Here is a 19,253-nt window from a genome sequence, read left to right as displayed (position 1 = left end):
GAATGCCAATGCTTGCAACCGAGTATACCGGTTATTTTTACTTCAATCGGCCTGACTATTGCGCCGACAACGTTTAGATCGCACGATTAACGAACAGTTTGGAGTCGCCTTTGCTAGCCACAGAAACCACCGTCCCCGTGCATACGGACCCATATGACTCCCTCAAGGAACCGCATGTCACAGGAAATAAAAGCCTGCGGTGTCGAGCTCAGGGATCGAACTTCATCGGCCCTGAATACACCGCGCTATTGGATCGAATTGTGCGTGCAGCTGAACACACACAGAGCCATGGCAGTCAGTATCCTATCACCCTAAGTTCCTCCAAGGACCAGCTTCGGTAAGACCGATACTGGAAGCCGTAGTCCTGCGGTGCCCATACCCCATCGGAAGATATGAAGACAGCACCTGGCTCGAGGTGAGTTATGTCCTTCGCGGCGAACGCCGTGTAGATGATCGTGAGGTCAATAATTGCCCGATCGAACTGAAGCCAAGCGTGGTAGGCCTCCACGTGTTCTGGGGTCAAAGCTGGGGGAGGAAGGTCTTCTGCATGCCTCCTCGCGACACCTTCATCGAATTGCAAGACGCCATCCACAAGCAGGTTGCCAATTTCGAGAGTTAAGGAGTTAGCTCTGAACCGAGGCAATCGCTCTTTGATCAGCATTTCGACGCCAGAAGCGAGTTTCGCCGAAACAACAAGACACTGAGTTGCGACCGGATTATTCTCGGCATACCGATCCAGCATGATCTGAATGTACGGAGCGAACTCCATAACTTCGTCTATGTTCATTCCAAGCACCAAATTCTCTGACGGTGGTGCAGTATCGCAGAAATCCTAACAAGCCGTTGGGATGTAGAACGAATCAGTGATCACCCTACGGTCGTGAGCGTCAGCCTGAGAAAACCTTGACTCCGCCATCACCGTGTATCACTTCTGGGCCGTGACAGGGTGCGTGACCACTTATCCTAAGCAGATATGTATACATTGGCGAGGCTCGGGACGAGTTGTACTGGTTCAAACCTCCACGCTGACCATCAAGTGGATTTGCGGCCGTCATCGAAACCGATGCTACCAATGTTGTTGTCAACGTCTGGCGACGGCTTACTTTGGTGGCATCGTTCGAGAATGCGTTTAGCTTTGTGAAGTGCAAACGGTGCCGGTAGCGCACTCAGTCTTTGCTCATCGATCATCGTCTCTAGCTGCAGGATAGCCCGTTCCAATGGGCTAACGGTAGTTGGTGTGGGTCGCGGGAAATGTCTGGCATGACCCGAGTTGATTGACATCATGTCACCTCATCGGTTGTTGTTCTCGTCGGATACATAATGGCAAAGACGACATATACGCGCCGTCGAATCTGGCAATCCACCTCGTGGTAAATGAACGTTTGCGTTCGTTCCGATTTGAAACCCTGGTCAATGCCGCGTTCTGTCCACCAAGGGGGTAATATGGGCAGGAGAAATGGAGGTAGCGTGTCGATCATTCTGACAACGGAGCGACTGTGTCTACGCAGGATCGAGGAGACCGATCTCGTTTCGCTTGGGAGGATATACGCCGACCCCGAATGTATGCGGTTTTATCCGGGTACCAAGTCACCCTCAGAAATCCGCACATGGTTTCAAAAACTCGCGTTCGATACCTACGACCGACATGGCTTCGGCCTTTGGGCCGTCATCGATGCGTCCTCAGGAGAAGTCATTGGCGATTGTGGTATTACACTACAGGAAACCCCCGCGGGTCCCGAGCCTGAAATAGGTTACCATCTGTGGCGTGATTTCTGGGGAAACGGTTTCGCAACCGAGGCAGCAATTGCGTGCCGCGACTATGCATTTCACAGCCTCGGTTTACCGAGAGTGGTCAGCATCACCAGCCCCGAAAACACACCATCGCAAAAAGTCGCACAACAAGTGCACGACAGAAAAGAAGTTTATCGGAAACAGCTCCGGGAAAGCGGCGTCTTTGTCGACCGTTACCTCTACATCAGCGAGAAACGGTGATTGGTTCAGCAGAAGAACACTCATCGAATTGCAAGCTCTCGCCGCTGCTTGGGCAGCCGCCTGTTCAACAGCACGAGCAGCGAACTCCGATTTTCCACCCGTGTAAAATTTCCAATCGCCATCGGCATCTCGCTCACCCTGGCATCGAACCACATTGACGAATCATCATTCCGCTACCATCCTGGTCTTGGCGTGACCTGCGCCAAACCTCCCAGACTCTCCCCAGCAGGGTCTTGAACGGAGGCAAAGGGACTTCCGTCTCAGGTCATTATCTTGGTCCGAGCGTTTCGGGCGGGTTGCTGGGGAACTGGGTCCGGGACGTGGAAGGCTCCAAGATGACGAAAAACGGTAATCTCAAGCGCCGTGTGCGTGCTCGTGCCGCGAAAACCGGCGAATCCTATACCTCAGCACTCCGACATATTCGGCAGCCAACGGATACCTCCGCGATCCGTTCGATACGATTAGCTGTCGGGCAAACATCGTTGTTCGATGATCCCCGTGACATTTCGGCGCTTCGGGCCGGTGGGCGGGAAATGCGCAGCCTGATGGAAGAGGCGCATAACGCGGGTGCGCGTCTTGTGCATTTCCCTGAGGGGGCAATCTGCTCGCCCAATAAGCGGATCATGTCCGCAAATGGACCTAGAGAAATTGGTCCTTCTGCCTGGGCCAAATTCGAATGGGCGACCTTGCGTGACGAACTCAATCTGACCAGCCAGCTCGCGAAGGAGCTTCAGCTATGGACGGTGTTTGGTTCAGTTCATCAGCTCACCGCTCCACATCGGCCACATAACAGTCTGTACGTCATCTCTGATCAGGGGGAACTGGTGACACGTTACGACGAGCGAATGTTGTCGAACACAAAAGTCTCATTCATGTATTCGCCAGGAAGAACTCCTGTGACATTTGACGTTGGTGGCGTCCGCTTCGGCTGCGCGCTTGGAATGGAAACGCATTATCCAGAGATATTCACCGAATATGAGCGGCTTGAGGTAGATTGCGTCCTGTTTTCGACCACGGGCGAAACGCCGTCCGCTGCATCAGGTTTTGCCGCCGAGGTATTGGGACATGCGGCCAGCAATACGTACTGGATCAGCTATGCCGCTCACGCGCCGCAAAGCATGCTGGCCCCTTCGGGAATTGCTGCGCCGAATGGTCAATGGAAAGCACTGTGCACGGCAGATGGCGGAGCCGCGATCACTGTTGCGGACATTGTGATTGACCCGGAAAATCCGGCTCGACCGTGGCGGCGAAAGGCGCGTGCCCAACTTTACGTTCCTCATCAGGTGGCAAACGACCCGAGGAGCGACACTCGCAATCTGTTCTGAAGACTTTGTGTGGTCAACGGAACACCCGCCACTGACCACACAGATAATCACATCGGATCACCTCCGGGCTTCCATATACTCGCTTGCACGGAAGCGCCCTATCGGAGACGTCGTAGAAGGTAGATGTGTTCAACCCCGACGTTGGCCATCAAAACTATTCATTGGAACGATACACCACCCGTGATGGATTTCTCGGTCGGGAGAAAATAGCCTGACAGCGACAAAATCACCCACGAGGTTAAACAGGATGCCGTTTCTGGCCGGCTGGCATTCGAAAGGTTCTGTATGGCTCTTCTCGACGCAAATGCCATCCATCCGATTACGCTGCCCGACGGGACTATCTATCGGGACACGGTGTACCTGAAGAACGTCATAGATCATCCGCGGATGGAGATCGGTGATTTCAGCTATTATACGCATGCCGGAAAGCCCGAAGACACTGCCCTGATCCTAGCTCCTTATCTCGGTCACGGTGTGCGCGAACGACTGGTAATCGGCAAGTTCGTGCAGATCGCGAGAGGAAGCTACTTCATTACCAGTTCGGCGAACCACCCGATGACCGGCTTCACCACCTACCCGTTTCGTATCTTCAAGCCGGAGACCTTTGGTTACAAAGACCTGCCCGTCAAGGACACGATCGTGGACCACGACGTCTGGATTGGCCAGAACGCGGCAATCATGCCAGGCGTTCACATAGGAACGGGTGCGATTGTCGCTGCCGCTTCGGTCGTCGCACGAGATGTACCGCCCTACGCAGTTGTCGGCGGAAATCCAGCATCTATTATCCGAATGCGTTATCCCAGCGAAGTCATCGACGAACTGCTTCGTCTCGCCTGGTGGGACTGGCCTATCGAGAAAATCGAAGCCAACCTGGCGGCGCTCAGCAGCGGTGACATGGCTGCGCTCCGGCTGGCCTACGGGTGAATGTTCGGCATTTCCACCACCCGCAAACGGCTCATTCTGTCCCGACTGGATTGCGCCGTACACCAGACGTTGCGGCGACAGCGATTCAAACTACCCATACCTATTGACCTCAAGACGGGTTCAGGTTGCAAACTGGCTGAAACTGGAGCTTCGATGATGGCAAGAATATTGAACGACGGCGGCCTGCTCGCCTATCCTGACTGCTTCGCCGACATTTCGGCTCGCCTGATCTACTCGAGGCCGTCATTGAGCGCAGTTTAGCCGCTTTCGATATTGCACGTAGTGATTGACACGATAGCATGCGTCTCGAGGCGAACGGGGGCAGAAGTCGTGTTTCAGCGTATACTATTGGTATCGACAACAGTGTCGATGACCTGGGTCGGAGCCGCACTTGCGGACATCACCCTTGAGCGTGTTCCAATCGACAACTCTTCGCCTGTTCTCCTACTCAAGGGTGAGTTCACCACATCGGACCATCCTGACCAACTTGCACGTGAAGTCGCCGCAAGCGGTGCCAAACTGATCACCTTCAACAGCAACGGCGGCAACGTCATGACGGCGATGGCTTATGGGAGGATGATCAGGTCGCTCGGGCTATCGACGCTCCAGCTTCGGTCTGCCGAATGCGCTTCGGCTTGCGCACTCGCTTTTGTCGGAGGCGTGAATCGCCAAGCAGAGCCCGGCGCGATCGGTGTACACCAGTCTTCCTTCTCTCCGGAAACCACTATCGAGGGACATACTGCGGTCGCAGCGGTTCAAGCGCTGACCGCCCAGATCATGACGTACCTTGTCGAAATGGACGTCGACCCCAAACTGCTCCAACTTAGCCTGTCGGTTCCCAGTGACGACATGCGGTATCTCACGGCTAGCGAGATGCAGAGCTATAAAGTGACCTGGGGAAGTATGGCCGATCTGACTAAATCCGTTGATGCGTCCAAGGTCGCCCCAGCGGCGGTGCCTGCAACCGCGCAAACCACTGACGCATCTCCGGCCACAACTGAGGAAAAGGCATTGGCGTTCATAACGGCGTACCATGATGCCTGGTCCAGGGGGAATGAGGAAGCGTTGAGCTTTATGGAAAAGGCTTACGCGGAGACCGTCGATTTCTACGGTAAAGCCACGCCGAAATCCGCTGTCGTTAACGAAAAACGGAACTTCGCGAATAGATGGCCGGTCCGCGCATACAGCGTGAATGCGAGTGCAACGAAGGTGACTTGCGCGGAAACCTGCAAGGTTGACGGCATCGTTGACTGGTTCACGAAACGTGATGTCGGGAACCGGACCTCATCCGGCTCCGCCGAGTTTTCTCTGGTTTGGGACCAGAGGGCGGGCGTAATCCTCTCGGAAATGGGCAAGGTTATCCAGACCGACAAGGGGGTCTCTCAACCCGTACGTCTAATATCCCAGTGGGCGGAACAGAATTCTGCCTGCCGCGGAGACCGCGGTGATTTGCCAGAAACAAATGTGGCCTGTGAACGGCGCGAAGCCATTGGCAACAAGCTTGAGGCCGTAGGATGGTGTTACGGTCGTGAGGGGGAATACGGCTATCAAATGCGCTGGCACGCGTGTGAAGTAACATCCTATAAACAGGAAAGGGCCGTAGGGATTGCTCCAAGCGCGACGTTCAGGAGGCCAGACCTTTCCAGCTATCCTGCTCGAGGTCGTCTTTCCGGAAAGACCGTCATGCCCGACTTCAAGGGGCGTGATCGCGAATTCAACAGTTTCAGAACTCGTATTCGCGACGGTATGCGTCAAGGGCCAAATTTCGCTGGCCAATATACCCTTATCCAGATCGGGTGCGGTACGGGGTGCTCATTCGTTATCGTCGCCAACAATCAAACGGGCCGCCCGGGTTCATTCCCCCGTGGCGGGGAAGAGCACATGTATCTGAGTTTGGACTTTCGTCGCGATAGCCGACTGGTCGCTGCCCAATGGTTGAACTACGAAACCAACACCTGCGTCGTCGAGTTCTTCGATTTTGATCGAGACACGTGGAAGCCGGTTGCTACAACTAACGTCGGAAACGATGAAACCTGTACTCGGACGATCGCTGAAAACCTGAAATAAATAGGATGGCGGATTCGGTATGGGCCTTAGGTCATCTTAGAGGTTAAAAGTAAGGATTTTTTCGAAGGACCCCATTAACCAAGATCAAAGAAGTGCACCAATCCGGGGCACAAAATGCCCCGATCCGGCTCTGATACTCTATGCAGTGCCGAAAAAATCGGTATTGGGAAATCGCTGACGCAAGGAGCCAAGCATGAACGAGATAGGCATACGAACAAAGTGATCATTCGGGCGGACAATTCCGTCTGGAGGCACCGTATGTCGTCATCTTGTTCGAGCCTAAGGAGGGCTTCATGCATTTTGCACGTCAGGTTTCCAAACACATTGCGCTTCACAAGGCAGGTCTCGGCTTCCTGAGCATGCCTCCAATCCAGCCGCGCACCTTCGGTTATGCCAACCGTATGGCCGAGAACGGGCCATCCGATGCCGTGGAATGCGGAATAACGCGGAATCGTCGTCGGAACGACGACTGAAACCAAGTTCTGGAACGAGCCGGTAGCCGAACGTGCCGTGCGCAAGCCGCCGGCTACGCACGCCAAGACTCTGCGCGGTTTCTCGGTCTTCAAGGAAACGGTGGTCTATCACGAGAGCGATCTCGAGCGCCGCGTCTCGAAGGTCCTCCAGCTCCGCAAAGACGTAAAGGCTATCTACTCGCAATTCCCGGTGCTGCTGTATCGCGATGCCGACGGAGTATGGCGCGAGCATATCTGTGACTTCTGCGTGGTTTTCGACGATGGCGAGATTGTAGCCGTCGCGGTGAAGCACGCCCGCAAGTCGGATGCGATGGCGGACTTGCTGAAGCGTATCAAGGCGGAAGGCTTCCTCCGGAAGAACCGGAACGGCTCGACGACGCTTGGCGCGGTCCACGGCATCCGTCTCATGACCGAACGGGAGGCGACATACGGTGCTTATGAAAACGCGGAACGCATCCTGCGCGCCCGTCGAATGCGTGTCGACGCCGAATACGACCGAGCTTTTGAAGCCGTCCAGAAGTTTCATGGCCCCTTTCGCTTCGGTGAACTTCTCCGCGGGTGTGAGAACCGGGCAGCTCGTCGCACGGCACTCCTGTTGCTGATCGACGAGTGTGTCCTTCTGACCGAGACACCCGGCCGGATCGACGATCTGACCATGCTGATGGTCCGCCGATAACCCCCACCCATCACCCGACTTCCGATCGCCCTAAAAGGAGCCTGCGATGCTGACCGACTTCCAGAGACCCAGCCTCTTCCGCCACGCCATCGTCAGAATGCGTCACGCCGATCGCTTCACCGATGACGACGTTAACTGGAAACCCAAGAAACGAGACGCCGACGGGTGGACCTTTAGCAACGAGGCGAACGTCAGCGACGAACGCTTCGTGTTGCACGGTGAGGTCTATTCGAAACTCGCCGGCGGAGTTGCCAAAATCCGCTATGGCTACAACGATCCTGAAAACCAGCGTCTGCGCGCGATTTTCGGCGACAACACGTTCTCAGACATTGTCGGCAAGCGCCGTGACCTCGCGTTGTTTCGCGAAAAGCTCATCAAGCGCTTCGATGCAGAATGGCTGACTCTCGGCAAAAAGCCGCGATGGTCGAAGGAGATGTTCGAGGCCAAGCTCAGAGCCTGGCGCAGAGAAATCATCGCCGAGATGCTAGGTCTCGATGACGAGGATACAGACGTCCGCGCCGACGCGATGGTCGAAGTAAAGACCTTTCCGACACCGTCGGTGAAGACGTTCCGCCGCGACTACAAGCGTTATCACGCCTGCGGTGGCGATACCCTCGGAATCGTCCACCGCCATCACGGTCCTGGCCTGCACCTTCGCAAGGTTGACGCGGATTCAACGGCGTTCGCCCACAAGCAAGCCCTCAATTACATGACGGACCGTAAGCCCACAATGGCGCAGGTCTACCGTGACTATCTGGCAGCACTGGAGAAGGTGAATGCAGAGCGCACCACGCCGCTCCTGAAGGTCACCCGCCACAAGTTCGAGACTATGATCTCGAAATTCGACGAGTTCGACAAATGGGACGGCCGCCACGGTCGTGCCTCGGCGCTCAAGCGCTTCGGGATGTCGAAGAGAGGTGGCATCCCCGCGTTGTTCGTCGGCGAGCGCATCGAGATCGACTTCTGGAACGTCGATCTCATGGCCCTCTTCGTTGAAACCGGGATGTGGGACATCCTTCCGCCATCGTACAAAGAGGCGATGGTCGGTAAGCGCATCTGGTTTGTGGCGGCGATCGATGTTGCCACACGCTACATTCTTGCGTTCAGGGCGAGCGTCAACCCGAACGCCGTTTCGGCAGCGGCGGCCATCCGTATGATCATGTCCGACAAGCGGCACATTTCCGACTTCGTCGGGGCGGAGACGCCGTGGATCGGGATGGTCCAGCCGCGCAACATCTTCAGCGACAACGGCACGGAATTCGCCAACGCGCTTGTCGAAGGCATCATGCGCGCGGCGAAGATCACGTTTAACCGGCCGCAGGCGGGCAATCCCAAAGCTCGTCCCTTCATCGAGAGCCTGTTCCACTCGATCGGCCCGCTGATCGCGTCGTTCTTCGACGGCAGAACGTTCGGGTCGATCGCCGAGAAGGGTGATTACAACCCGGAACATCAGATCAGTCTGCAGGTCGACGAGATGATCCAGCTCTTCACCCTGGCGATCTGCGACATCTACCACAACAAGCCGCACAGTGGCCTTGGTGGGGCGTCTCCGCATAACGCCTGGGTTCGCGCCACCCAAGAACACGACATCGAGTTCCCGAGCCAAGACCCCGAATTCATGCTGCATGTCTTCGGTACGAAGTTCAAGCGCCGCATCGGGCAATACGGCATACCATTCATGGGCATCCCGTACGCCAACGAGGAGCTGGACCGCCAGCGCAAGAAGTACGGACAGATGGAATTCGAGATCAAGGTCGATCCCGAGAATCTGGAGCACATCGCGGTCCGGGGTGACAAGGGGTGGTTCGTCGTCGAGAACAAGGTCGATATCGCGCGCAACCTGTCTCTGGCAGAGTGGATTGTCGCCCGCCATGACCTCCGGACACAGCACGCCGCCGAGGCGGAGGCTGGTCTCGCTGCGATGAACCGAACTATCAACCGCCTTGCCGAGAGCGGAAGGGCCGCAGCGCTCCGCGCGAACCTGACCCCGCGCAACATGACGGCCGAACACTATGAAGCCCTCGAGGCCGAGTTGTTCGGCGCGTGGGTCGCCGTGAAGTCGGCGGACACACCAACCCTTACGACTGCCTTCGCGCTTCCCTCGGACCCTCTCCGTGACGGATCGGTCTCCGATTCCCGTTTGATCCCCGAATTCCACGCAGAACGCGAACGCGATGCGCGGAAGAAGAAGCGTGCCGCCGCCGTTGAGCAGACGCCGGCCGAAACGCCGACTCCTGCCGAAACCACTGACAACTACTATGAGGAGTACTGATATGGAAAACGCTACGAACGTCATCGCTTTCGACGCGATCAACGACAAGAAGGCCGAAGTCTACAGCGGCTACATCGAACACGCACGCGACACGCGGCTGGACACGATGCTGCACGACCTAGCCGACAATGTAGAAGCTTGCCGTCGCGGCGTAGGATCGCGCCGGCGCGCTCTGTTCCTCATCGGGGCCTCGGGCAGCGGTAAGTCCTTCGCGCTCCGTCATCACTTCAGCCGCATTCCCGAATTCCAGCCGCGGAAGAACGAGTTCGGTGAGACCGTGCGGCCGCTGCTGAGCATCGAGGCACCGAAGCCGTGCACGACGAAAGACTTCGCCATGGCGATCCTGGATGCCATCGGAGTACCGTCTAAGGCGAGGATGACGGAAGGCCAGCTCTTCGCGACCGTGAAGGCCCAGTTGCGCGAGCGCGGGATCATCTATCTCCACGTGGACGAAGCACAGCACCTGCTGCGCCACAGCCGCAGCCGCGCGATCCTCGACGTCCAGGATCGTCTCAAGAGCCTGATGCAGATCGATGACTGGCCGTTGCACACGATCTATTCCGGAATGCCGGAGCTCGCGGAGCTGCTTACGGGCGATCAGCAACTGGCCAACCGTTCAATGGTCATGCGCTTCATCCCGCTGAGCCTGCACGGAGACAAGGCCAGCATCGTGCAGGTGTTGGCCGACATCGTTGAAGGCAAGTGCGGCCTGAGCCTCCCCGAGGAACTCCGTACCGACGATTTCCTCGGCCGTCTGTGCGCCGCCAACAGCGGGTGCTACGGGAAGATCATCGAGGCAGTCCAAGCGGCGTGCTTCCTCGTCATGCACAAGGGCAAGGGTACAGTAGATCGCCGCGCCTTCGCTTACAACTACCAGCGGGACACCGGTTGCCTTCCGAGCGATAACGTGTTCACCGCCGCGCGCTGGAGCGAAATCGATCCTGGCAACGCGCTGGCCGACTTGGCCACCGCTGGCAAGGGAGGCAAGTGATGGTTCTGCCCGTAACGCTTGCCCATCACGAGGACGAGGCGGCGATCGATCTGGTCGCCCGTCTTGCCGCCGCCAACGGATATCCGTCTCTGCGGGAGTTTCTCGCACACACGGACACCACGGCCAATGCCATCGTCCACGGAGAGATGGATGCCCTGTCGTTGGTCAGCGAGTGGTCTGGGGTGCCCGTCGCTGCGCTGGGAAAACTGACCGCGAGGGCGTCTGGGGCTGGCGGCACCTGGCAGATGGGATGTGCAACCCTCAGCAAGGACATGCGTCCGGGCCGAATGCATCGCTTCTGTGCCCAATGCGTGCTGGAAGACCGAGAAAGGGAGGCGGGACGTTTGGCGTCCCGTGCCTATCGCCGTGCGTGGTGGACCATTCGCGGGATCGAAGGATGTCCAGTTCACGGCTGCCGGCTAACGGAAGTGGCAGTGGATGCCGCTGGCGGCATTCACGATTTCCCGCAATTCGTGAATGCCAATCTCGAATTTATCGAGGACGCCGCGGCGGCTTATGCGCCGAGCCGCCAGCCTCGACTGGATGCGTATATGCGCGACAGGGTGTTCCTGGTTGGAGGGGATGGCTTCCTCGGCAGGCTCGACGCACATGTCGCTGCCGAGTTCACCCGCTATCTCGGTGACTTCCTGGTCCTTCACGACATCAAGGCGTGGATGCACGACGAGACCGACCTTCGCGAATGGGGATTCAATCTCGCAGTATCGGGCGAAGGTGAAATCCGTCGCGTCATCGGGAAAGTCATCGATGATAAGCGCCCGAAAATGCAGTATGTCGAGTTGGTTCTCGGGCCGATGGTGAGGTGGCTGCGCCGCAACCTCGTCAAAGAAGCGTATGGGCCTGTAATCGATCTCATGCAGGATATCCTCGAGCGCAACATGCCATTCGGTGAGGGGCAGACCATCTTCAAGCCCGTGCGGACCAGACACTTTCACAGTGTGAGCTCCGCACACGCCGAGTATGGTCTTCCCCACGATCGGATCAGGGCCTTGATGAAGGCAAACGATCCTAGCTTTCGTGACGGCCTCTCTGACGCCTCTACATACTTCGATGCTGCCACCTTGCGGCCGATCCTTCAAGCGGCACGCGACACGCTGAACAGCAGGGAGGCAGGAGACGTGTTGGGTGTCAGCGAAGAAATGGTACACGGTCTTTTGAGCGTCGGTGTCCTGACGCAAGTCGAGAAGCGGGTCGACGGCGAGCGAGCCTTCGTCAGAATCGAAATTGGTGCGTTGGACGCTCTGGTTCAATCTCTCGAGAACAAATCGACCGTTGTAGCATTCACGGAGGGTTTGGTGTCGCTTGCCTCAGCGGCTCCTGCATTTCGTCAGCCGTTCAACCGACTTGTGGAAATGGTCTTGGACGGGGGTGTCGAGGCGTTCATCGTTTCCGGCGACGGACCAGTCTTCGAACGGGTCCATATTGCTTCACCGACGCCCGCGTCCGCAGAGGCCCGAAAAGAGCAGAAAAAAGGCACCCCCCTGGCGGGAGGCGACGCCGAACTGATGCGGCTCAAGGAGGCTGAACTCGCGCTCGGCACAACGACCATCACGGTCGCGGACCTCATCAAGCGCGGTTACCTCCGTCAGCGGACCGTCCGCCGGAAAACGGGGCATGTTGTGAAGTTCATTGAGCGGCAGTCCTTGGCAGAGTTCCATGCGGCGCATGCTTCCCTGACGGAGATCGCCAAATCTCGCCAAGGTTACAGGGCCGCAATCAAGGTTGAATTGGAGGACGTCGGCCTTTCGCCGATCTTCGAACCCGAAGGATTCATCGCCCGTTTCTACAGAAGGTCGGACCTGATCCAGGCTGGCATTCGTCTCTAGCGAAGTCTTACATTTTGACTCTTTGAGGCCCGCTCCGGCGGGCTTTTTTGCGCCCTATCTGGAAATGTGCCCAAATCAAACGCAGCGGAATGCCCGCATCTGTTTGGAAGGTCAAAAAATTCCCATGTGAATTCAATGGGTCTATTTGCAAAATGGACAAACCAAGACCGCGTAATCAGTCTGTTCAAGCTCAAGCACATTTCCTTCCGGATCGCGTGCATAAGCGATCAGATAGGGCATCTCCGGCGTCCCGAAATCAGTAATCTGCCCGATCTGTGCGCCGCCGGCTTCGATGATGCTGGAGAGGGTCGCACTAATATCTTCCATCTGGAAAGCTAAGTGCCCAAAGCCGGGTTCATTAACCCTTGGCTGTTCACGGGGATGGGTGACCCTGTGTTCGTGAATCTCCAGAAAAGGCTGCTCCAGTTCTGGGAATCTAAGCCAGACTGTACGAATTTCTGAGTTTGAAAGCCCGTTTCCCCGGGAAACCTTTTCGCCGGATAATGTCCTCGGTTCGCGAAGAACATCGCATTTCATGACGTTCACGTAAAACGTGGCAAGTGCTTCCACATTGCGGGCAACAAGATTGATGTGAGCAAGTCTCATGGCATTCGGCGTCCTCGTCTCCAGGGTGACCATTCCGAGGCTTCCCACGCTCACCGAACAAAGTCCGCTTAGGCCATAGCCGTCATAAACAGGCCCTCACAGCCCTACCCCTGCCCAAACAGTGTGAAATACCCCCACACCGCCACAAAAAACGCGATGACAGCCGCAATCGTCAAGGCCTTCCTGGCTTTCGGCCCCAGCGGTTCGCGTGGCTTCTTCGGCGGCACCGGTTTGCGGAACTTCACCACATTGTCGTTCATTTCATCATCGTCCTGAATGTCGCCGCTGAAAGCTCAGCCGCGTTTATGGCATCGATATTTCCGGATTTATCTCTAACAGACCAGAACTATCATAAATATTACCAAGTTTTCACTTCACCCTCAGGGCAAGCTATGTCACTTCCCACAATCAGAGGAATACAACGGCGACAGATGGACGGACAAACCGGAGAGCGGAAACAACCCTCTGTGGTATTTTGAACTTTGCGGGTGATGAGAATGAATGACGCCAATACGAGTGGCAGCGATACAAAAAACAGCCAGCCCGATCTGCGCGAGATTCTGGGAACAAACAGAAACGGCCGCAAGAAAAAGTCGCGCCGATATCTCTATGCCGCAGCAGCCATTGTGCTGATTGGCGGGGGCCTTGGTTATTATTACCAGTCACGCGCAGCCGGCGTCGCCTATAGCTACACCACGGAGGCCGCGCGTCAGGGCGATCTCTCGGTCATCGTCACCTCCACGGGCTCGGTTCAGCCGACGGATCAGGTCGATATATCGAGCGAACTGTCCGGCACGGTGCGCAAGGTCAACGTCACCTATAATACGCCGGTCAAGGCCGGAGACGTGTTGGCGGAACTGGATACCAACAAGCTGGAGGCCGATGTGCAGAGCGCCCGCGCCAAGCTTGCCTCCGCCAAGGCCAATGTGCTGAAGGCGCGCGCCGATCTCGGCTCGGCAAAAACCTCGATGGAGCGCCTGAGATCGCTGGTGCAGAACCGGGTGTCCAGCCAGCAGGATCTGGATGCGGCGCAGTTCACCCATGATGCCGCCGCCGCCACGCTGCAGGTCAACGAGGCAACGGTGCTGTCAGCGGAGGCGGATCTGAGGCTCGCCGAGGTCAATCTCGGCAAGGCAAAGATCGTCTCGCCCATCGATGGCGTCATCCTCACCCGCAGCGTCGATCCCGGCGCCACCGTCGCCTCCTCGCTCAACGCCCCTGTTCTCTTCACCATCGCCGGTGATCTGCGCCACATGGAATTGCAGGTCTCAGTGGATGAGGCCGATGTCGGCAAGGTCGAAACCGGCCAGAAGGCCAATTTTAACGTCGATGCCTATCCCGACCGCAGTTTCCCGGCCGAGATCGAGACCGTGCGCTTCGCGTCCGAAACCGTGTCCAACGTGGTGACCTACAAGGGCATATTGACTGTCGACAATGAGGAACTGCTGCTGCGCCCCGGCATGACGGCGACCGCCAATATCATTGTCGAGGAAATCAAGGACACGCTGCTGGTGCCGAATTCCGCGCTTCGTTATACGCCGCCGCGCGAATCCGCCTCCCGTGGCGGCGGGCTGATGAGCCTGTTCCGCCCGCCCCGCATGGGCCGCTCGCAGAACCGCGACGCCGGCCAGGCTGCGACAGGCAAAAGAACGGTCTGGGTGCTGCGCAACAACAATCCGGTCTCCGTTTCCATTGAAACCGGTTCCACCGACGGCCAGCATACCGTGGTAAAATCGGGCGAGTTGAAGGCCGATGACCAGGTGATCACCGACGCAACGGCCCGCAACGCCGGCTGACGGAGGACAAGCGCATGCAACAGCCGCCGCTCATCGAATTCCGCGATGTCGTCAAGCAATATGGCCGCGGCGAAGCGACGATCCGCGCGCTCGATGGCGTCAGCCTCTCCATTCGCGAGAAGGAGTTCGTCGCCATCATGGGGCCGTCAGGATCGGGCAAATCCACCTCGATGAACATCATAGGCTGTCTGGATGTGCCGACATCAGGCGAATATCTGTTCCAGGGTGTGCCGACCAGCAGTTTCGACAATGAACATTTGACGCTGCTGCGCCGGCACATGCTGGGTTTCGTGTTTCAGGGTTTCAATCTTCTCTCGCGCACCTCGGCCGTGGAAAATGTCGAGCTGCCGCTGATCTATCGCGGCATGAAAGCCTCGGAACGGCGCGAGCGCGCCATGGAGGCGCTGGCGCAGGTAGGTTTGAAGGGCCGCGAGGACCACACCACGCAGGAGCTTTCCGGCGGCCAGCAGCAGCGTGTGGCCATTGCACGCGCCATCGTCACCCGCCCTGCCCTGCTTCTGGCCGACGAGCCGACCGGCAATCTCGATACGAAAACCAGTGTCGAGATCATGGAACTGATCACCGCACTCAATCGTGACAGGGGCATCACCGTCGTCATGGTCACGCATGAAGAGGATATCGCCGCCCACGCCGGACGCCTCCTGCGCTTTGTCGACGGCCATCTCGCCTCCGATAGCGCCGCGGACAAAAAGGAGACATCAGATGTTCTTTGAAACGTCGCGTCTTGCGCTGCGCGCCATCAGCCGCAACCTGCTGCGCTCCTTCCTCACCGTGCTTGGTGTCGTCATCGGCGTGGCCGCCGTCATCGCCATGGTCACCATCGGCAATGGCACGACGGAACAGGTGAAATCGGAACTGTCACGGCTCGGCACCAACATGCTGTTCGTCCGCCCCGGCCAGTTCGGCCCCGGAAGGGCGAGCACCGAAGCCAAACGCTTTGACGACCGCGATATCGAGGCCATCCGCAACCAGATATCAGGCATCCGTGCCGTTGCGCCGCAGAACCGCAGTTCCGCCGCAACCGTCATTTTCGGCGGCAAGAACCACCAGACAAGTGTCATCGGCACCACCAACGATTATCTGATCGCGCAGGACTGGACCATTGCGCTCGGCCGCGACTTCCAGCCCGCCGAAGATCGCGGCGGCCAGATCGGCTGCATCATCGGCGAAACGGTGCGTCAGGAACTCTTTGGGGCAGAAAACCCTGTGGGGCAGACGATCCGCGTCAGCAACATCTCCTGCCCCGTCATCGGTGTGCTGGCCAGAAAAGGCCAGTCCGGCCTCGGTGACGACCAGGACGACACGATCATCATGCCGCTTAAAATCCACCAGCGGCGCATTGGCGGCACCACCACCATTTCCTCGATCATGGTTTCAGCGCAGGATGGCGTTTCCACCGCCAAGGTGCAGAGCGACCTGCAGAACCTGCTGCGCGAGCGCCGCCGCATCGGCATCGGCCGTGAGGATGACTTCACCGTCAACGACATGACGCAGATCGCCTCGGCCATGACCGGCACGACGACGCTGCTGACCGGGCTTTTGGGCGCGGTCGCCGCCGTCAGCCTTCTGGTGGGCGGCATCGGCATCATGAACATCATGCTGGTCTCAGTGACGGAACGCACCCGCGAGATCGGCATTCGACTTGCCATCGGCGCGCTGGAAAAACAGGTGCTGACGCAGTTTCTGGTGGAAGCCGTCATGCTGTCGGCCTTCGGTGGCCTCGTCGGCATCCTTACCGGCCTCGGCCTCGCTTATGCCGTCGTCAGCTATCTCACCGTGCCCTTTGTCACCAGCCCCTCGATCATCTTCCTCGCTTTCGCCTTTTCGGCGGCCATCGGGGTGATTTTCGGGTATTTCCCGGCACGGCGGGCGGCAAGCCTGAGCCCGATAGAAGCGTTGCGACATGAGTGAAAGTCGGCGTTCAAACCGCAACCGGCTTTGTGTGAGAAGAAACGGCAAGCTGCAACTCCTCCTTGGGGATTGACCCGATCCGCTCTAATCGCTCACCGTGGAGCACGCATATCCACCCATTCTTCGAGCGCGCGCTCTATATCGTCCTGATAGGGCGGCAGGTTTTCCTTCTCACTGATGGCGCGGAGATACGCTTCCACGGCATTCCGTTGCAGCAGAGTCAGTAAGGAAAATTTCTCCTGGCACCCGCACGAATAGGGTGCGAATTCGTGCCTGTAGTCGCCATCGAGATCAGCAGTCATATAGGCGGGCAGATGAAATCGCATTCCTTCAGCATCAAGGAAGGCGGGGCTGCCGGAATGTCTGTTGAGGTCCTCCACGGGGATAGCGGCCCAGTCATTCTTCTCGTCGCCAGCACGACACGCGGCGCGAACCTCATTATTCGCATAATCGTCAAGCGCCTGCGCCTCGGAAAGGCCGACGCCACCACCCAGGGTGACACCCGCGAATGCTTCTCTCACCGCCGCTTTCGCGTTTGCGATAATATCTGGCTCCGGTCGCATCAAATAATCCGCCTGTTCAATGATGCGTTCCCCCGTCACCGTGCACCGTCGGCCATTCTCCACCCTCGGTCCGCTCGAACTGAAGGCCATTCTGCGTGTCACCCCTGGATGTCGCAGACCGCGCTCGCAGGCGCGCCTTCTCCTCCCAGTAAAATGTAAGATAAATAATGCCGACGATCAGCGTCAGACCAGCCACGACGCCGGCGACGATCAGACCTATGGTCCAGATATCAATCGAGGCGCTATTGATTTCCATCCCGGTTTCCTCCCCACGATCAGTCCTGTCAGCTGTCCGAAATACCTTTTCAGTATGGGTGGCAGGTGGTCACGCACCTCCTGCCAAACCTCGCGGAATATCCGATAACCTTGCTTCAGGGCGTCAATCGGATAGGCTCACCCTCAAGTTTATCGGATGGAGTCTGGATGTTCAAATCGGTATCGGACAGCGCCGCTGCCGCGGACGGCGGTTCGCTCGCTCTCTTCGTGGAACGAACTGACGGGCAGACGGAAGTGTTTGTGATCAATCGTTCCCTCGCGTCACGCGGCAAGCCCGACTATAACAAGGTCACTTCAAGCCTTCGGCCACTTTCCGCGGGGGATTGCGGGATGATCGCGGCGGCTCTCGAACCTCTATTGACGACGACGCCATCAATTCATCCGCTGGCGGATTTTATCGAAACCCTCAAACAGCAGTCATGATCCTTCGAAAGCTGATTTTTACGCCGGGCGCAGTTTGCGGAAAAAGAACCTCAAACCTCTCATCCATCATCCTCGGGCTTGACCCGAGGATCTACAAACGTCTCAAGCGATTTGACGGGGATGACGTCGCGTTTGTGGGAGCGCTGCGTGCATAAGAAAGGTCTGCCTCTCCATCGCAGAGATAGCCGTAACCAATCAGACGCTGGCCTCTGCCTCGCGCTGCTTTGCCAGCGCTGCCAGATCGGCAGGCTTCAGCTCAACCGATTCACCACAGCCGCAGGCGGATGTCTGGTTCGGATTGTTGAAGGTGAAGCCAGAGCGCATCTTGGTCACTTCGAAATCCATCTGCGTGCCGAGCAGATAAAGCACGGCAGAAGGCTGAACCCAGACCCTGGCGCCTTCGAATTCGACCAGATCGTCCTTCGCATCCGCTTCGGTCACAAGGTCGATCGTATATTCCATGCCCGCGCAGCCGCCCTTCTTGATGCCGACGCGCACGCCCTTGGCATCAGGGCCGGAATTTTCAACGATTGCTTTAACACGCGAGGCGGCAGCCCCGGTCATGGTCATGATCGCAAAGCCCATGGGCCCATTCTCCTTCGACAATCGAGTTCAAGGCTCGATGCTTATGGAATTCAACTTAATAGCGCCTGAGAGTGTCATCAAGGGATGACACCTGTCAAAATCACGTCAGTACCAGCCGACGGCGACCTGCGCTTCTTCCGACATGCGGTCCGGCGTCCACGGCGGATCGAAGGTCATTTCGACGGTCACACCGGAAACACCCTCGACGGCGCCCACGGCATTTTCCACCCAGCCCGGCATTTCACCGGCCACCGGGCAACCCGGGGCCGTCAGCGTCATGACGATCTTGACCATCCGGTCGTCTTCGATATCGATCTTGTAGACGAGACCGAGTTCGAAAATATCGGCTGGAATTTCCGGGTCGTAGACGGTTTTCAGCGCCGCAATCACGTCGTCGCTGAGGCGCGCCAGCTCATCCGGCGGAATGGTGGACACCTTTTCCTGGGCTTCGGTCGCATCCTGGGTCTTTGCAGTGGCTTCGGCAGTCATGGTCTTAAACCTCAATCCT

The 19,253-nt window shown here is 57.6% G+C and carries 20 protein-coding genes; 13 read left to right on the top strand and 7 right to left on the bottom strand.

The genetic code is table 11. The features are described 5' to 3' along the window. Positions 1-295: 295 nt before the first annotated feature. On the bottom strand, positions 296-787 hold the full coding sequence (locus tag AC5I5B_RS01615; protein WP_111834488.1) for a hypothetical protein: 492 nt from the start codon (positions 785-787) through the stop codon (positions 296-298). 680 nt (positions 788-1,467) lie between these two features. On the opposite strand from AC5I5B_RS01615, the gene AC5I5B_RS01610 reads away from it, so the two are divergent. The 9 genes from AC5I5B_RS01610 (at position 1,468) to AC5I5B_RS01570 (ending at position 12,564) form a co-directional block, all read left to right on the top strand. Next, complete coding sequence (locus AC5I5B_RS01610; RefSeq protein WP_111834489.1) at positions 1,468-1,992, top strand: GNAT family N-acetyltransferase; 525 nt, start codon at positions 1,468-1,470, stop codon at positions 1,990-1,992. 335 nt (positions 1,993-2,327) lie between these two features. Continuing rightward, positions 2,328-3,317 (top strand): carbon-nitrogen hydrolase family protein, encoded by a 990-nt coding sequence (locus AC5I5B_RS01605; RefSeq protein ID WP_111834490.1) that lies wholly within the window; start codon positions 2,328-2,330, stop codon positions 3,315-3,317. 285 nt (positions 3,318-3,602) lie between these two features. Continuing rightward, complete coding sequence (locus AC5I5B_RS01600) at positions 3,603-4,241, top strand: CatB-related O-acetyltransferase (protein ID WP_111834491.1); 639 nt, start codon at positions 3,603-3,605, stop codon at positions 4,239-4,241. Positions 4,242-4,610: 369 nt separating this feature from the next. Continuing rightward, entirely contained in the window at positions 4,611-6,308 is a 1,698-nt protein-coding gene (locus tag AC5I5B_RS01595; RefSeq protein ID WP_236775569.1) for a COG3904 family protein, read from the top strand. A 293-nt stretch (positions 6,309-6,601) separates the two neighbouring features. Beyond that, the gene (locus tag AC5I5B_RS01590) at positions 6,602-6,781 is read left to right on the top strand and encodes a hypothetical protein (RefSeq protein ID WP_080834807.1); all 180 of its coding nucleotides are present in this window, start codon (positions 6,602-6,604) and stop codon (positions 6,779-6,781) included. A 37-nt stretch (positions 6,782-6,818) separates the two neighbouring features. Then, on the top strand, positions 6,819-7,457 hold the full coding sequence (locus AC5I5B_RS01585; RefSeq protein WP_111785026.1) for a hypothetical protein: 639 nt from the start codon (positions 6,819-6,821) through the stop codon (positions 7,455-7,457). A gap of 46 nt (positions 7,458-7,503) precedes the next feature. Further along, positions 7,504-9,729 carry a TnsB C-terminal domain-containing protein gene (locus AC5I5B_RS01580; RefSeq protein ID WP_111834493.1) on the top strand — a complete coding sequence of 742 codons (2,226 nt, stop codon included), beginning with the start codon at positions 7,504-7,506 and terminating at the stop codon, positions 9,727-9,729. 1 nt (position 9,730) lies between these two features. Then, positions 9,731-10,720 carry an ATP-binding protein gene (locus AC5I5B_RS01575; protein WP_111834494.1) on the top strand — a complete coding sequence of 330 codons (990 nt, stop codon included), beginning with the start codon at positions 9,731-9,733 and terminating at the stop codon, positions 10,718-10,720. Next, the gene (locus tag AC5I5B_RS01570; RefSeq protein WP_111834495.1) at positions 10,720-12,564 is read left to right on the top strand and encodes a TniQ family protein; all 1,845 of its coding nucleotides are present in this window, start codon (positions 10,720-10,722) and stop codon (positions 12,562-12,564) included. Before AC5I5B_RS01575 ends, AC5I5B_RS01570 begins: the two co-directional genes overlap by 1 nt. A gap of 141 nt (positions 12,565-12,705) precedes the next feature. On the opposite strand, the gene AC5I5B_RS01565 is transcribed toward AC5I5B_RS01570, so the two are convergent. Beyond that, positions 12,706-13,203 carry a VOC family protein gene (locus AC5I5B_RS01565; RefSeq protein WP_236775570.1) on the bottom strand — a complete coding sequence of 166 codons (498 nt, stop codon included), beginning with the start codon at positions 13,201-13,203 and terminating at the stop codon, positions 12,706-12,708. Between the two features lie 71 nt (positions 13,204-13,274). Further along, on the bottom strand, positions 13,275-13,430 hold the full coding sequence (locus tag AC5I5B_RS01560; RefSeq protein WP_003507979.1) for a hypothetical protein: 156 nt from the start codon (positions 13,428-13,430) through the stop codon (positions 13,275-13,277). 237 nt (positions 13,431-13,667) lie between these two features. Here AC5I5B_RS01560 and AC5I5B_RS01555 point away from each other — a divergent pair, with 237 nt between their 5' ends. Genes AC5I5B_RS01555 through AC5I5B_RS01545 form a run of 3 tightly spaced genes read left to right on the top strand, consistent with a single transcriptional unit; the run spans position 13,668 to position 16,898 of the window. Next, on the top strand, positions 13,668-14,966 hold the full coding sequence (locus tag AC5I5B_RS01555; RefSeq protein WP_060723292.1) for an efflux RND transporter periplasmic adaptor subunit: 1,299 nt from the start codon (positions 13,668-13,670) through the stop codon (positions 14,964-14,966). A 14-nt stretch (positions 14,967-14,980) separates the two neighbouring features. Continuing rightward, positions 14,981-15,700: an ABC transporter ATP-binding protein gene (locus AC5I5B_RS01550; protein ID WP_020012822.1), complete on the top strand. Its 720-nt coding sequence runs from the start codon at positions 14,981-14,983 to the stop codon at positions 15,698-15,700. After that, positions 15,690-16,898: an ABC transporter permease gene (locus tag AC5I5B_RS01545; RefSeq protein ID WP_003507972.1), complete on the top strand. Its 1,209-nt coding sequence runs from the start codon at positions 15,690-15,692 to the stop codon at positions 16,896-16,898. Before AC5I5B_RS01550 ends, AC5I5B_RS01545 begins: the two co-directional genes overlap by 11 nt. 92 nt (positions 16,899-16,990) lie before the next feature. On the opposite strand, the gene AC5I5B_RS01540 is transcribed toward AC5I5B_RS01545, so the two are convergent. Continuing rightward, on the bottom strand, positions 16,991-17,500 hold the full coding sequence (locus AC5I5B_RS01540) for a DUF6714 family protein (protein ID WP_495752200.1): 510 nt from the start codon (positions 17,498-17,500) through the stop codon (positions 16,991-16,993). Beyond that, positions 17,478-17,717, bottom strand: coding sequence for a hypothetical protein (locus tag AC5I5B_RS01535; protein ID WP_495752199.1), 240 nt, complete (start codon positions 17,715-17,717; stop codon positions 17,478-17,480). The genes AC5I5B_RS01540 and AC5I5B_RS01535 overlap by 23 nt, the downstream gene beginning before the upstream one ends. Positions 17,718-17,884: 167 nt before the next feature. On the opposite strand from AC5I5B_RS01535, the gene AC5I5B_RS01530 reads away from it, so the two are divergent. Then, complete coding sequence (locus AC5I5B_RS01530; protein ID WP_003507967.1) at positions 17,885-18,160, top strand: hypothetical protein; 276 nt, start codon at positions 17,885-17,887, stop codon at positions 18,158-18,160. A gap of 195 nt (positions 18,161-18,355) precedes the next feature. Here AC5I5B_RS01530 and sufA read toward each other — a convergent pair whose 3' ends face one another. Together sufA and AC5I5B_RS01520 are read right to left on the bottom strand one after the other, a co-directional pair. Continuing rightward, positions 18,356-18,745, bottom strand: coding sequence for a Fe-S cluster assembly scaffold SufA (gene sufA, locus AC5I5B_RS01525; protein ID WP_003507965.1), 390 nt, complete (start codon positions 18,743-18,745; stop codon positions 18,356-18,358). A 105-nt stretch (positions 18,746-18,850) separates the two neighbouring features. Then, positions 18,851-19,234, bottom strand: a complete 384-nt coding sequence (locus AC5I5B_RS01520; RefSeq protein WP_003507963.1) for an SUF system Fe-S cluster assembly protein — start codon at positions 19,232-19,234, stop codon at positions 18,851-18,853. Between the last annotated feature and the right edge of the window lie 19 nt (positions 19,235-19,253).

The organism is Agrobacterium sp., from assembly GCF_059499945.1.
Note: the sequence above shows the minus strand (reverse complement) of the source record. Positions and strands in the feature narration are given on the sequence as shown.